This is a genomic window from Liquorilactobacillus sicerae (assembly GCF_029916425.1).
GTDB classification, from domain to species: domain Bacteria; phylum Bacillota; class Bacilli; order Lactobacillales; family Lactobacillaceae; genus Liquorilactobacillus; species Liquorilactobacillus sicerae.
In genome coordinates this window covers 1-13,895 of record NZ_JAHAVQ010000003.1, presented here as the reverse complement: position 1 = coordinate 13,895, position 13,895 = coordinate 1, and the positions used below count along the sequence as shown (strand labels likewise).

At 31.6% G+C, this 13,895-nt stretch carries 16 protein-coding genes; 12 read left to right on the top strand and 4 right to left on the bottom strand.

Annotated elements, in window-relative coordinates; translation table 11 throughout:
• Positions 1-262 precede the first annotated feature (262 nt).
• On the top strand, positions 263-1,120 hold the full coding sequence (locus tag KH893_RS02275) for a metal ABC transporter solute-binding protein (RefSeq protein ID WP_427859746.1): 858 nt from the start codon (positions 263-265) through the stop codon (positions 1,118-1,120).
• A gap of 63 nt (positions 1,121-1,183) precedes the next feature.
• Here KH893_RS02275 and KH893_RS02270 read toward each other — a convergent pair whose 3' ends face one another.
• From KH893_RS02270 to KH893_RS02260, 3 genes are all read right to left on the bottom strand, one after another.
• Complete coding sequence (locus KH893_RS02270; protein WP_281164554.1) at positions 1,184-2,353, bottom strand: RNA-guided endonuclease TnpB family protein; 1,170 nt, start codon at positions 2,351-2,353, stop codon at positions 1,184-1,186.
• Positions 2,334-2,786, bottom strand: a complete 453-nt coding sequence (gene tnpA / locus KH893_RS02265) for an IS200/IS605 family transposase (protein WP_281164553.1) — start codon at positions 2,784-2,786, stop codon at positions 2,334-2,336. The genes KH893_RS02270 and tnpA overlap by 20 nt, the downstream gene beginning before the upstream one ends.
• A gap of 203 nt (positions 2,787-2,989) precedes the next feature.
• Positions 2,990-3,334, bottom strand: a complete 345-nt coding sequence (locus tag KH893_RS02260) for a hypothetical protein (RefSeq protein ID WP_281164552.1) — start codon at positions 3,332-3,334, stop codon at positions 2,990-2,992.
• 254 nt (positions 3,335-3,588) lie between these two features.
• Between KH893_RS02260 and KH893_RS02255 the strand changes: the two genes are divergently transcribed.
• Positions 3,589-3,798, top strand: coding sequence for a DUF4649 family protein (locus KH893_RS02255; RefSeq protein ID WP_281164551.1), 210 nt, complete (start codon positions 3,589-3,591; stop codon positions 3,796-3,798).
• Between the two features lie 24 nt (positions 3,799-3,822).
• On the opposite strand, the gene KH893_RS02250 is transcribed toward KH893_RS02255, so the two are convergent.
• A complete protein-coding gene (locus KH893_RS02250; protein ID WP_281164550.1) occupies positions 3,823-4,413 on the bottom strand; it encodes a sigma-70 family RNA polymerase sigma factor in 591 nt (196 codons plus the stop codon).
• 215 nt (positions 4,414-4,628) lie between these two features.
• Here KH893_RS02250 and KH893_RS02245 point away from each other — a divergent pair, with 215 nt between their 5' ends.
• The 10 genes from KH893_RS02245 to rfbA all read left to right on the top strand — a co-directional run.
• Complete coding sequence (locus KH893_RS02245; protein WP_281164549.1) at positions 4,629-5,396, top strand: hypothetical protein; 768 nt, start codon at positions 4,629-4,631, stop codon at positions 5,394-5,396.
• Positions 5,397-5,837: 441 nt separating this feature from the next.
• Positions 5,838-6,476: a sugar transferase gene (locus KH893_RS02240; RefSeq protein WP_427859745.1), complete on the top strand. Its 639-nt coding sequence runs from the start codon at positions 5,838-5,840 to the stop codon at positions 6,474-6,476.
• Between the two features lie 15 nt (positions 6,477-6,491).
• Positions 6,492-7,256, top strand: a complete 765-nt coding sequence (locus KH893_RS02235) for a DUF4422 domain-containing protein (RefSeq protein ID WP_281164547.1) — start codon at positions 6,492-6,494, stop codon at positions 7,254-7,256.
• Between the two features lie 4 nt (positions 7,257-7,260).
• Positions 7,261-8,241 carry a glycosyltransferase family 2 protein gene (locus tag KH893_RS02230; protein WP_281164546.1) on the top strand — a complete coding sequence of 327 codons (981 nt, stop codon included), beginning with the start codon at positions 7,261-7,263 and terminating at the stop codon, positions 8,239-8,241.
• On the top strand, positions 8,231-9,127 hold the full coding sequence (locus tag KH893_RS02225; protein WP_281164545.1) for a glycosyltransferase: 897 nt from the start codon (positions 8,231-8,233) through the stop codon (positions 9,125-9,127). The genes KH893_RS02230 and KH893_RS02225 overlap by 11 nt, the downstream gene beginning before the upstream one ends.
• A 7-nt stretch (positions 9,128-9,134) precedes the next feature.
• Entirely contained in the window at positions 9,135-10,196 is a 1,062-nt protein-coding gene (locus tag KH893_RS02220; RefSeq protein WP_281164544.1) for an EpsG family protein, read from the top strand.
• Between the two features lie 25 nt (positions 10,197-10,221).
• Positions 10,222-11,154: a glycosyltransferase family 2 protein gene (locus tag KH893_RS02215; protein ID WP_281164543.1), complete on the top strand. Its 933-nt coding sequence runs from the start codon at positions 10,222-10,224 to the stop codon at positions 11,152-11,154.
• A 63-nt stretch (positions 11,155-11,217) separates the two neighbouring features.
• Entirely contained in the window at positions 11,218-12,108 is an 891-nt protein-coding gene (locus tag KH893_RS02210; RefSeq protein ID WP_281164542.1) for a glycosyltransferase, read from the top strand.
• 101 nt (positions 12,109-12,209) lie between these two features.
• Positions 12,210-13,187 (top strand): hypothetical protein, encoded by a 978-nt coding sequence (locus KH893_RS02205; protein WP_281164541.1) that lies wholly within the window; start codon positions 12,210-12,212, stop codon positions 13,185-13,187.
• Between the two features lie 56 nt (positions 13,188-13,243).
• A partial coding sequence (rfbA, locus tag KH893_RS02200) for a glucose-1-phosphate thymidylyltransferase RfbA (RefSeq protein WP_281164540.1) occupies positions 13,244-13,895 on the top strand: 652 nt, incomplete at its 3' end.

Below are 13,895 nucleotides of genomic sequence, written 5' to 3'. Positions count from 1 at the left end.
TTTTGGTTTAGCGAGCCCCGGCTTGATGGTAAATTAGCAAAGTTACCTGTGCAGAGGGGCAGATTGGCAAATTTTAACACCAAAAAATTACAAGTTAACTGATTTTTTTAATGATTTAATAAAGAGTAACAATTACTATTTACAAATCAACTGAGTTTGTTATAATCAAATAGTAATAATTACTATTTGAAAGGGAGTTTTGATTTTGAAGCAAAAATTGTTACATATTTTCAGTTTGTTAGTGGTCTTGTTGACGGTTGGGATTGGTTTGGCCGCCTGCAGCAATTCATCCAGCAACTCTAAGTCTCAGCAAAAGATTCAGGTCGTTTCGTCAGTTGATTTTTATGGTGAAGCTGCCAAACGGGTTTTGGGTGATAAAGGGTCGGTAACTTCAGTAATCAATAAACCAAGTATCGACCCCCATGAGTATCAGCCAACCAGTGGAGTTTCCAAAGAGGTCAGTCAAGCTGATGTGATCATCTATAATGGGATCGGCTATGATACTTGGATGAGCAAGTTGGCTAAAAATAATAAATCAGCTACGGTCGTTCGAGTCGGCGAGGATGTCATGAATAAAAAGACGGGCGATAATCCGCATTTGTGGTATAACACCCAAACGATGCCCAAACTGGTCAATTACCTGGTAAAGAAGTTCAGCAAACTGCAGCCGAAAAATAAAGCTTATTTCCAAAAAAATGCCCAGATTTATCTCAAACAGCTTAACCAGATTTCAACTAAAGTTCAGTCTTTAAGCAAAAATAGCAACCAGCAATTAGTTGACGTCAGCGAACCGGTCTTCGATTATGCCTTAACTGAACTCGGCTATCGTGAAAACAATACTGATTTCGCTGCTTCGGTTGAAAAGGGAATCGATCCATCACCAAAGGATATTCGTCAGATGCAAACCGACATCAAAGAACACAAAATTGCTTTCTTCGTTCAGAATACTCAAGCAACCGATAAGACAGTTGCCAACTTAGTCAAATTAGCTAAGAAATATAATGTCCCAGTCCTTTCAGTTACCGAAACGATGCCAAAGGGTAAAGATTTTGTCCAGTGGATGCTAGGCCAATACCGGCAGTTGAGCAAGATTCAGCAGCAAAAGAGTTCAACTAAGTAACCTTACCCATATTAATTAGTAAAACATTGAAGTAATTCCGTTTTCTTAGACAAATGGTGGCAATTAACAAGTCAGATATTGATACGTAACTGGCTTGTTTTTTGTTGTATTTTTAGCTGCATTTATATCTCTATCATGGTGAATTCCACAGCTAGGACAAGTCCATTGTCGAACATTTAGAGTATGCTTGCCATCATCAAATCCACAGCTACTACAGATTTGAGACGTTTTTCTGGGATTAACAATGACTAATTGTTTTCCGTACCATTCACATTTGTAAGCTAATTGGAAACGCAGTTTCCTCCAACTTTGATTAGCAATTGCTCTGGCAAGTTTGTGATTTTTCAGAAGATTCTTGGCTTTCAAATCTTCTATTTTAATCACGTCATATTGCTCTACTAGTTCTTTTGTTAAAGCATGTAAATAATTATTCCGTTGGTTGGCAATTTTCTCATTGTACTTTGCCACCATATGCCGTGCCTTCAGATAGTTTTTAAAGTCACTAAGCTCTCTAGGAATAAGAACTTTATCGTGTTTATCCCAAGCTATTTCTTTCTGAGCTTGTAGTCTTCTACGGGCTAAACGTTTTTCCCAGTAATGTTTCTTTTTACTAAGTAACTTATCAAACCGAATGCTTGGATATTTTACGCCTTCACTAGTAATCATTAGGTCAGAGACCCCCATATCAATTCCTACTGAATTTTTAGTTTTAGGTAAAGTCTTAATTTCCGTGTCTACCAATAAGATTGCATAATATTTATCAGTAGCCGAAAGTCGAATGGTAACATTTTTAATTTTACCTATTACTTCTCTACCAGATTTAAAACAGACTGTGCCAAGTTTAGGAAGTTTTAGGTGGGTACTATCTAGAGCTTGAATATTTTTGTTAACAGAGTTGCTTTGATAGCTTTGTTTAGGAAATTTTCTTGACTTAAATTTAGGGTATCCAACATGATCTTTAAATAGTTTCTGATAAGCATGATTTAAGTCTCTGCTGACATGTAATAATGAAGTAGACTCTGCTTCCTTTAGAAATGGATATTCCTTTTTTAAAGATTTGATAAGATAATTCATGCCAAATTCATTAACATAATTACCACCATTATCATATCTGGATTGCTGCATATTTAGTAATTGATTCCACACAAAGCGACAATAACCAAAATTTGCAATAATTTTTTGTTGTTGCTCCTGATTAGGATAGATTCTAGTTTTAATTGCTTTCAGTGTCATCCAGTCTCACCTGCTTTACTTTTTGCTCATCAATATATTTTTTTACTGCTTTTTCATTAGTAGTACCAATACTTTCAACATAGTAACTTGGCGACCAAAGATGCCTGTCTTTCTTTTTCCAGTAGCTTTGTTGAAGCTCAGGACATTTTTCAAACAGTTCTTTAGCACTGATACCTTTTAACCATCTAACAATATTAGTTACAGAAAGCTTTGGTGGAGCGCTAACTAATAAGTGGATATGATCATCTTTACCAATTTCCATATGAGGAATACTAAACCCATATTTTAAAGCAATTCTATTAAGAGATTGTTTTAATTCTATTTCAACATTTCCTTTTAACACCTTGTTGCGGTATTTAGTTCCCCAAATTATATGGTAATTAAGATTATATACAGATGTTCTACCATACGTTAATCTATTATTGCCTTTCATAACAGCAATTATAGCACAATTAAACCACACTATGTGTACCAAAATCAAAAATAATAGTCAATTCATCACGTCCTTAAAAGAACGTGTTTCCTTGACTTAAAACAAAAAAGTACCCCACGACCCATTAAAATGCTTGTTTAATGGTCGTGGGGTACGCGGCAGGCAGACTAATCAGCTAGTGATAGTAGTTATTGACCACCAGCTTAGTTGTCAGCAACAATTTTTTGTACGTTTTTGTTTAAGCGAGTAATTAAATGCGGTGCGTCGGTTTGGAAGTCTTGAATAAACGAAGCAGATTCTGGCTGCAAGGTGCCAACTTGTTGATCAGTGATATTAAGAATGGCTATTTTTTTATCACTGACTTGCCAGTTTGCACTCCAATAAGGTCCTTCTAGTGCATCGACTACCATGTCACGGACATTTTCCAAAATGGCTGCTAAAATTACTTTTTCCGTTGTGTCATCCGGTTGTTGATGAGCCAAGTTCCACTGCAACTTAGTTTGAACCTCAGCTAAGTTGATGGGTTTTAAATCTCCTGTAAAGTCCATTATATTACCTCCCTCAAAAATTTTGTTTTATCAAATGACTGAGCAGCAAATATCAAAACAGTTAATTAAACATTCCAGCGCCCATTCAAGTGGCGGCTGAAAAAAGGTTGGAACAATAGGAAATAATAAAGTTTGCAATTCCTATTCAAAAGTGTTACTTTTTAAATAACAAATATATTTTAAAGCTGTTCTAAATGTTTGTCAATTTAAGTTACTGAAAGAATCAGACACTAAAATTTAGGAGGAATATAATTATGTTTAAAATTAAATACCTGGACGGACAAGAAAAACGTGAGATATCCTTTAAATCTGCAGCTGATTTTGTTGCTGATCTTCAACTGGAAGTTCCTTCGCTACAAGATTATTACAAAGTAGTTAGTGTTACTGACAATGGTCAGGAAAATACTGATTTTCAAGGCCAAAGCATTGCTGAATTATTCAATTATTATCTGCTGCAAAACTAAACAATTAAACCAGCAAGCCAGTCTTTAAGGCTGGTTTTTTTTCGGCATTTTTTGTTCATCAGCTAAGTCACCGCAGATCGCTGCCATTTTTTTCATCAAACTTTTGCGCCAGTTATAGATAGTCTGACGGGTGACACCGCAGCGTTGGGCGATCTCCGCCATCGACAGATCCTGTAGTCGGTAGCTCAGGTATAATTGTTCGTTCGGGGTACAGGTTTGCCACAGCTGCTTGGCCAGCTCACCAGCCAGGAGATCATCAGTAAATCGGTCTGCGTGCGGATCGGAAACTTCAAAAGGATTCGAATCTTCATCACTTTCCTGCGCTTTTTCTAAGCTGAAACTGTTGACTTTGACCCGCTGTTGCCGGCGCAAGATGTCAAGCAGCCGCCATCTGAGCAGCTGAAAATAATAATTGTTGTTGTAGTTTGCAGCCTGACCCTGCTGGGCTTTGGCTTGACGAGCTTTGAGTAAAATGATTGCACCTTCTTGCAGCAAATCTTGGTAGAGATCTTGTTGCGGGGTGACACCAATGTTTTTCAAAACGCCACGCAAAAGCTGGTAATCACTAGTTGAAAAAAATTCATTGTCGGTTAATAAAGAGTTAAAAAATTTCATAAATGATCGCTCCTTGTTAAAAAAGTTAATAATTCTCGGCCAAGAACCCTTTTAGATTAACTAATTTTTTAAGCGCTAACAACCTAGAGATAATGGGGTTTTAGGCTAGAGCAAAATTACTTGTTGCAAATTTATTTGCAATAATATATTATGTTTTTATATTAGTTTTTAAATAACTAATATAAACTATGTCAAACAAGGAGTGGTGAAAGGTTATGGTTAACTGCCCAAACTGGGGATTTGAGCAGCTGCTTCAAAAGCTTCAACATGAGGCGTGCTTCGATCAGGATGCCAGAATTGCTGGCAAAACAACAATTATGGTGATTGATTGTCATAAACAGGCGATCAATCTACGTTACAAATCATTGATTATTGATCTGCATCAGGGATTGATTGTCACTAGTAAGACCACCAAATGTTTACTTAATCAGTGGATAGCAAGTAGTCCATTTGGTTTGTCGATTACCCGGACCTATCAGCGTTTAAGTCATGGAAAGGTTAAGTCATTGCCCCACGTTCTCGGTGAAATAATGTTCGTGCCAATTGGAGGAGCCACCCAATACTCAACCACTTGGCTGGGGATGCATTATTTGATCGATAAGTATTCTTATTCCAGCGATGGTTGCAACTTGAACTTGACGCTCGATGAAGTTTTTCAGCGTCCAGTAACTATTTCAATACCAGTTTGCAAACATGTTTTTGAAAAGCAATTAAAAGATGCTCAGAGTGTGTTGATGGAACAGTTTTATGCCTGGCAATGCTTGGCAGATCAGTTTCAAAATTTACCACAGACCAAGATTTATCAGAACAGTCTTAAAAATATCGATCAGATGAAGTTATTCTCACCGCTGAGGCTGGCCAAGGAAATTCGGACGGGACTAATTACAATCACCCTAGAGTCAGTTTATCAAGGGAAGGTTAAGTTAGAAGAAGTCGAAAGAATCAGCCGTGAGATCATCCGGAGACAAGATTTGTTAGACTAGTGTGGATGGCGGATTATTTTAACTAAAAATGAATAAGATTTTGACAAAAAGCTGACCAAATATGGGCCAGCTTTTTTAGCTGGAGATTTTATCTCGTAAGTAAATAATCAAAAAGGTGCAAAGATTCAGCTAAATGGCTGATTAAAGTTGATTAACAGCCCGGTTGAATTTATTAGTTGACAATTTGCTTGGTAATTATTTTGACGTAAAAATGAATTTTTAAAGTTTTAAATTCGACTTTTTCATAAAAATGAATCAAAAGAGAAACATTATGCCGATATTAACACGTTTACATAATTAAGATTCCACTTTTAAGTATTTAATTATATTTAAATTTGCTATTTAATTAAGTTTAAGATTTTGTTAAAATGAACTTAAATGTTTTAACGGCGGGGGGGACATAGAATGCTGGAGTATGATTTTGGTGATGAGCAGCAGTCAATGACTTTAGATAAAAAGCAAATTGAGCGTCGTCATATTTATCATGTGATCAAACGTTTATCGGACATTATCCTGAGCGGGTGTGGCTTAATCCTGCTTTCACCATTATTTTTGACCGTGGCGGTGGCCATTAAGTTGGATGACCGAACGGGTTCAGTATTTTATCAGCAGGAAAGGGTCGGTCATAACGGTAAAAAGTTCATGATGTACAAGTTCCGGTCAATGTGTGTTGATGCTGAAAAGAAATTAAAGGAATTGCAAAAGTATAATGAAGTCAAAGGTGCCATGTTTAAGATGAAACACGATCCACGTGTGACCAAAGTTGGCCGGTTTATCCGACGCTATAGCATTGATGAGCTGCCACAGCTATTTAATGTTTTGGTGGGCGATATGAGTTTAGTCGGTCCGCGCCCGCCGTTGCCACGAGAAGTTAAAAAATATACCAACTATGATAAACAACGGTTGTATGTGGTGCCGGGCTGTACTGGTTTGTGGCAGGTCAGCGGCCGGAATGATGTTGGCTTTCATGAGATGGTTGCGTTAGACTTAAAATATATTAAAAATAGCGGATTATTGTACGATTTGGACATTATGTTAAAAACAGTCAAAATTATGGTGTTCCCGAATGGGGCATATTAATAATGGTGGTAAATAATGAAAGTGGAAGTTTATGTAGTTAGTCATAAAAAATATAAAATACCAAAGAAAGATGGAATTTACATTCCTATTCAAGTTGGAAATGGTGAAGGGATTCCTAATTTTTTAAGAGACAATTCTGGAGAAAATACTTCTTTTAAAAATAATAGTTACTGTGAATTAACAGCACAGTATTGGGCATGGAAAAATAGAGATGCGAATGTAAAGGGATTAGTTCATTATAGACGGTTATTAGTTGAAAAAAATGTTTTTTTAAATAAATTTAATTATAATTTAGTCTTAGGAAAGAATGATATAGTTAATATTTTGAAAAAATATGATGTTATTGTACCCCAAAAAAGAAATTACTTTGTTGAAAATCTTCGGAACCATTATAACCATTCACATAAAAAGATAGGCCTTATTACAACAGAACTAGTACTTAAGGAAGATTATCCAGAGTATTTTAGAATATTTGAAGAACATTTAAAAAGTACAAAATCACATATGTTTAATATGATAATTGCAAAAGCAGATATATTTGATGAATATTCAAATTGGCTTTTTGAGGTATTGCGAAAAGTTGAAAATAAAATCGATATTTCGAACTTTAGTGAGTCTGAGCAAAGAATTTTTGGATATTTAAGTGAATTATTACTTGACGTGTGGATTAAGAAAAATGGTTTAACTTTTTATGAATTTCCTGTGGGGTTTGTTGAAGGAGAAAGTAAATTAATTAAGGGATTTAAAATGTTGAAGAGAAAATATTTAAAGAGTGAGTAAAATAATGATTAACTATATAAAAGCATCTGTAAAAAGAATGAGTTTTGATATTTTTATTCATGAGAAAACGAATAATTTAAAATTGAGAAAAGTGATTGAATTTTTACTAGTTCCAGCCGGATTTATATATTTGATTATACTTTATTTGAAAAATATATATTATGAGTATATTTCAAATAATTCTTATATAAATGAGTTATCGGTTGTATCAATAGTTAAAGACGAAGGCGCTTACCTTGAAGAGTGGATTGAATATCATAGATTGATTGGAATTAATAAGTTTTATATATATGATAATGAAAGTGATGATCAAACTTTTACAATACTTCAACCATATATAGAGAAAGGAATTGTGACTTACATAAAAATAAAGGGGAAGGTGAGACAATTAGATGCTTATAATGATTCGTTAGATAAATACGGCCTTAATAATAAATATTTAATATATTTAGACGCTGATGAATTTATTTATTGTAGAGATAATCTAAAAAATAAAATCAATAGTTTAATGGTAGATAGAGTGGCATGTTTAAAGGTGAATTGGCTTATTTTTGGTTCTTCTGGTTTTGAAAAGAAGCAAAATGGTTTTGTTACACAAAATTTTATTTATAGAAGTGAATATGATTTTGAAAAAAACAGTCATATAAAAAGTATATGTAATCCCCGAAGAATAATTGGATTTTTGAATCCTCATTATCCTATAATTCTCCCTAAATTTAAATCTATTAATACAAAAAATCATGAGGTTAAAGGTGCTTTTTCTGCTTTTTCTGATAAATATTTTAGAATAAATCACTATTTTACAAAGTCTAAAGAAGAATTTATAAAGAAAAAAGGCAGAGGTATGGCAGATAATTTAAAAATTAGAAGTTTAAATGATTTTAAAACACATGATAGGAATGAAGTATTAGATCAAGGTATGTATAAATATAAAGAGAAATTAGAAGAAATTGTTAGAGGGTGTAATAGTAGCAGTGGAAGATAAAATTTGCGCGGGGATTGTACTATATAATCCAGAATTGAATTTACTAAAAAAAAATATTAATTCTATTTATAATCAGGTTAATAAAATAATAGTAGTAGACAATGATTCTTCAAATAAAAATGATTTAAAAAAAATCTTAAGTAATTTAGAAAAAGTTGAGCTGCATTTTGAAAATGAAAATAGAGGGATAGCGTTTGCACTCAATGAGATACTTAAAATCGCAGTTGAGGGAAACTATAAATGGTGTTTAACATTAGACCAGGATTCAATTTGTGATAAGAACCTTATTAAAAATTTTAAGCCATATTTAAGTAAAAAGAGAATTGCTTTAATTAGTCCGTTTATTTTAAACAATGGTAAAATCTCTTTTGAGGAATATTTAAAACTCAAGTTACCTAAATTTAATGAAATTATTAATCCGATTGATTGTATTACATCAGGAACTTTAAATAATGTTGAAATAGTAAATTCGATAGGTGGATTCAATGAGTTACTTTTTATAGACTTTGTGGATACTGAATTAAATTGTAAAGTTTTAGAAAATAATTACAAAATTTTAAGAATCAATACTACATTTTTAATTCAACAAATGGGAAAAGCAAAGCATATTCCATTATTTAGATTTTTGTATAAATTAACAAAGAAAAATATTTTTAAGAGGATGAGTGTTGTAGCGGTTTATACCAATGAGAGATTATACTATTCATCAAGAAATAGCAGATATTTGAGAAGAAATTATGAGAATCATGGTTTCCGAACTAGTTTTATATTTATGTTTATGTATTATTGTTTCTTTTCCATTTTTTATCCATATAGTAGAAACAGAATTGAGATGTGGAAGAAAATATTAAAGGGTTTTTTAGATTTCAAGAAAATGAGTAGGTAGTAAATAAATGTTTGCAATTATGCTGTTCTTTATTATTATTGGTTTTCTCTTAAAAAAACCGAAAATCATTTTTTTTGTTGATACAATTTTTTTATCAATTCTAACTAGTTCTTCAACTAATGTTCCAGACTTTTTATCATACTACAGTATTTATTACAATATAAAAAAAGACTTTTACTATGAAACAGGAAGTGGGTGGTATTATCTGTGTTTAATGGGTAGAAGTCTTGGAATAGGTTATGCACAATTTAAGGGAATTTTAGTGTTCATTTCGCTGGTTTTAATATATGTAACTTTATTATATTTTTATAAGAAGGATAACAATTTTATATGGAGTCTTTACTTGTTATATCCAGCGTTGATTGATTGTATTCAAATTAGATTTTTTATTGCAGCTGCAATTGGAATTTTTGCTATAATATTCTTAAGTAAAGATAATTTGAAAGGTTATTTAATGTTTATAGTTTTAATTGCATTTGCAGGAACAATACATAGCTCTGTATTGTTTTTTATATTACTACTGTTTGTTAATATAGTTGATAAATTAAGTAAATCTAAACTATTCATTATAATCTTAGTGGTGGTTTCTGCAACTATTTATTTTTCGACTATTGGTGAGAAAATTTTAGAAAGTGCGATATCTATTTTTGCGAATATGAGACAACAGTCCTATCTTGTCTCAAATAATAATATGTCAACTATTGAGTTTATGGTGTATTTTATAATTATTATTAGTTTTGTTTTGTTCAGTATGTATATGAAGCTAAACTTTTTTAAACTAAATCCAAATATGTATTCAAAAAAACTAGATAGACTTTTTTCAATAATTTTCTTTTTTAATATTATGACGTTATTGCTTTTGCCAATGCTTAAATTTTCATCAGATTTTATCAGAATTCAAAGACCAGTCTGGATTTTAATGTATTCAGAAATTCTATTTTATATAGCAAATTCGACTAAAAAAATTTTTTTAAAAAGAATATCTTTAGTTGCTTTTGCTATTATTAGCTTTTTTCTTCTTCTTGGATATTATGCACCGTTGGTTTTGCCAGGCTTTTTTAATTTTTAAAATGAACGCTTTGGGGGGATTTATTTTGTGTCAAGTTGCTATATTGATGTCATCATATAACGGTTCTAAATATATTTCTAAACAAATTGACTCAATAAGAGAGCAGACTTATGATGATTGGGATTTATACATTAGGGATGATGGATCGAATGATGATACTTGTAACATAATAAGAGAGTATTTATTGAAGGATAGAAGAATACATTTTATTGAGGAATGTGGATTTAAAAATGTTGGACCTAAAGTTTCTTTTTTTTCTTTGTTAAAACAAATTGAAGCTGATTATTATTTTTTTTGTGATCAAGATGACTATTGGTTAAAAAATAAATTAGAGGAGGAATTAAAATTTTTGAAGATCCAGAATTCACCTTGTTTAGTATATTGTGGATTAAAATGTGTTGATGAGAAACTTGAAAAAATTTCAAGACCGTTTGAAAGATTAGTTGGATCACTTAATGGAATAAATTCTTCTGGAAGATTTATTGCTAACGATATACCTGGATGTGTTATGGGCTTCAACAATAAGCTTCGAGAAATATTTTTATATACTTATGATTATTCAGATATTATGATGCATGATTGGTGGCTTTGTTTGTTGGCAACTGTGTTTGGAAAAATTATTTTTATTCCCAAAAAGTTAGTTTTATATAGACAACATTCTAACAATACTATAGGTGCAGGATCAAAAAAAAGCTTAATAAGTAAAATTTTTAACAAAGAAATTCAAAAAAAGCAAATTAGTTTTGTAAAAGGAAGTGTCTTACAAGGTAATACGTTTTTGATGCAATACTTCAAATTTATTTCAAAATTTGAGAAGATATTTTTAACGGATTTTTTTAAAAGTTATAGTGGAAATAGGCTTGAAAAAATTAGATTTCTGATTAAGTATAAGCCTGGTAAGGCTTATTCTTTCAGAACTTTGGTTTACTATCTATTATTTATTAATACATCATTTTAATAACTCATTATGTATGGAGCTTTATAAATTTTATAAAATACTTTGGAATGGAGTGATTTTTACTTGAAGTTTATTTATGGAATTGTAATTGTGATTTATAATTTTCCAATTACAAAAATAAGAGAAATGGTAAGCTTTTTTGAATATATTGGGAGCCCAGTTGTATTAGTAAATAATGGAGTTAAGTTAGATTTTGCGGGTAATAAAAATGTACACGTAATTAATTTAAAAAAAAATATGGGAATAGCATATGCTCAGAATAAAGGAGTTAGTTTTCTAGAGTCGAAATTTAGCATTGAATTGGTTTTTTTTATAGATCAAGATTCTATTGTTGATACAGATTTCTTTAATAACATGATTAAAGTTTGGAGAGAAATAGAAAATGTGGATTCAAAAATAAGTCTTTTAAGTCCACAAATCTTTAACATTGGGACATCCTCCTTTGATAGTGTACCAGTGATTAAACAAAAGAAAATAGAATATTTCAATTTTGATACCAGTATTTCTTTCATAAAGAATGTTTTACCAATTTCATCAGGTTCACTTGTTTCTGTTAGAATATTTGATTTTGTAGGTAAAAATAATGAAAGACTTTTTATAGATTGTGTGGATTTTGATTTAGCTTTAAAATTAATCAGTTTGGGGTATGGAGTGTATTCAACCAATAAGTGTGTTTTAAAACAAACTATCGGGAATACACGACAAGTTACTATATTTAAAAAGCATTTTTCAGTAAGTAACCATCAACCATTTAGAGATTACTATGCTGTTCGTAATACAGTGTATTTATTTAGAAATTATAAAAATTTTTTCCCCCAACTACCTGCGTTATTGGGATATTTTCTAAAAATACAAATTTTATCAGTTCCTTTTGAGAAAAATAGGATAAAAAGGACTTTTTTTATTATTAAAGGTTTTATTGATGGATTTACAAAAAAGTTGGATGTTAATTAGGTAAAATAAAAATATCTGGATTTTGAGGGGAATATAAAAGTGAAAAAAAAATTATTTATATTTGTTGTCCTGCTTATTCTAAGAGTGGAGGACCTGAGTTATTGCACCAATTATTGTTTTTTTTAAATAGGCTTAACAAAAAAGCTGTTATTGCTTATTTTGGAATAGAAAATGATAGAAAAGATTCACCATGTAATGAAGATTTTAAAGAGTATTTGACTAATGGAAGTTGGATTTCCATAAATGAAATTGAAGATAAAAAAGAAAATGTTTTAATAGTTCCTGAAACTAACATATCGCTATTAAAAAATTATCAATACATAACAAAAGTGATTTGGTGGTTAAGTGTGGATAATTTTTTAAAAGTAAATAATTTCTTTTATAATTTGAAAAATATTTCCATTAAAAATGCTTTTGGCAAAACAATTAAAAAGCTTTTAGGAGAAAATAAATTTTTAATTAATAATGCAGATCTAAATTTATGCCAATCTTTCTATGCTATTAAATTTTTAAAATCGAATCACATTGAGAGCAAAAAAATACTTTATCTTTCTGATTATGTTAATGATTACTACTTAAAAGAAAGCAACAATATAGATCGTAACGAGACAAAAAGAGATAACATTGTTTTTTATAATCCTGCAAAGGGGTTTAAATTTACCAAGAAAATAATAAAACAATCAAATATGCATAATTTGAAAATAAGGTGGGTAGCTATTAAAAATATGACAAATTATATGATTTTAGAGAACTTTAAGAGAGGTAAGGTGTACATAGACTTTGGAAACCATCCTGGCAAAGACAGACTGCCAAGAGAGGCAGCAATTCTGGGCTGTTGTGTAATTACTGGTAAAAGAGGTTCAGCTAAATTTCAAGAAGATGTTGCAATACCGCATTGCTACAAATTTGATGACAAAAATATTGAAGTGAACAATATTGTAAATAGGATTTATTACTGCTTAAACAATTATAGTAAAGCCAGTAATGACTTTTTAAATTATAGAAATAAAATAAAACAGGAGAAGACAAAGTTTCTTGTAGATGTGAAAAGCTTTTCTAATATTATTGATTCAATATAAAAATTAACTGGTCAAATATAAGTATATTGATTATTTTTGTAAGGAGTTAATTTCAAATGAAAGGTATTATTCTCGCTGGTGGCAGCGGAACACGTTTGTATCCGATCACCCGCGGTATTTCAAAACAACTGATCCCGGTTTATGATAAGCCGATGATCTATTATCCACTGTCAACGTTAATGTTGGCTGGAATTCGTGACATTTTATTGATTTCAACGCCTGAATACACGCCATTATTTGAAAAATTATTAGGTGATGGCTCAGATTTTGGCATCAACCTGAATTACGCAGTTCAAGAGCATCCGAATGGTTTAGCTGAAGCATTCATTGTTGGACGCAAGTTTATCGGTCAGGATTCAGTTTGCTTGATTTTAGGCGATAATATTTATTATGGCAGTGGTTTGTCAAAAATGCTGCAGTCGGCCGCCCAACAAAAATCTGGAGCAACAGTCTTTGGCTATCATGTCAATGATCCTGAACGCTTTGGGGTGGTTGAATTTGATGATCAAAGGCACGCAATTTCATTGGAAGAAAAGCCAACTAACCCCAAGAGCAATTATGCGGTTACGGGTTTATATTTCTATGACAATCGAGTCGTTGATTATGCAGCAAACTTGAAACCCTCAGCTCGGGGAGAATTAGAAATCACTGATTTAAATAAGATCTATTTGGAAAATAAAGAACTAAACGTTAAGTTGATGGGCCGTG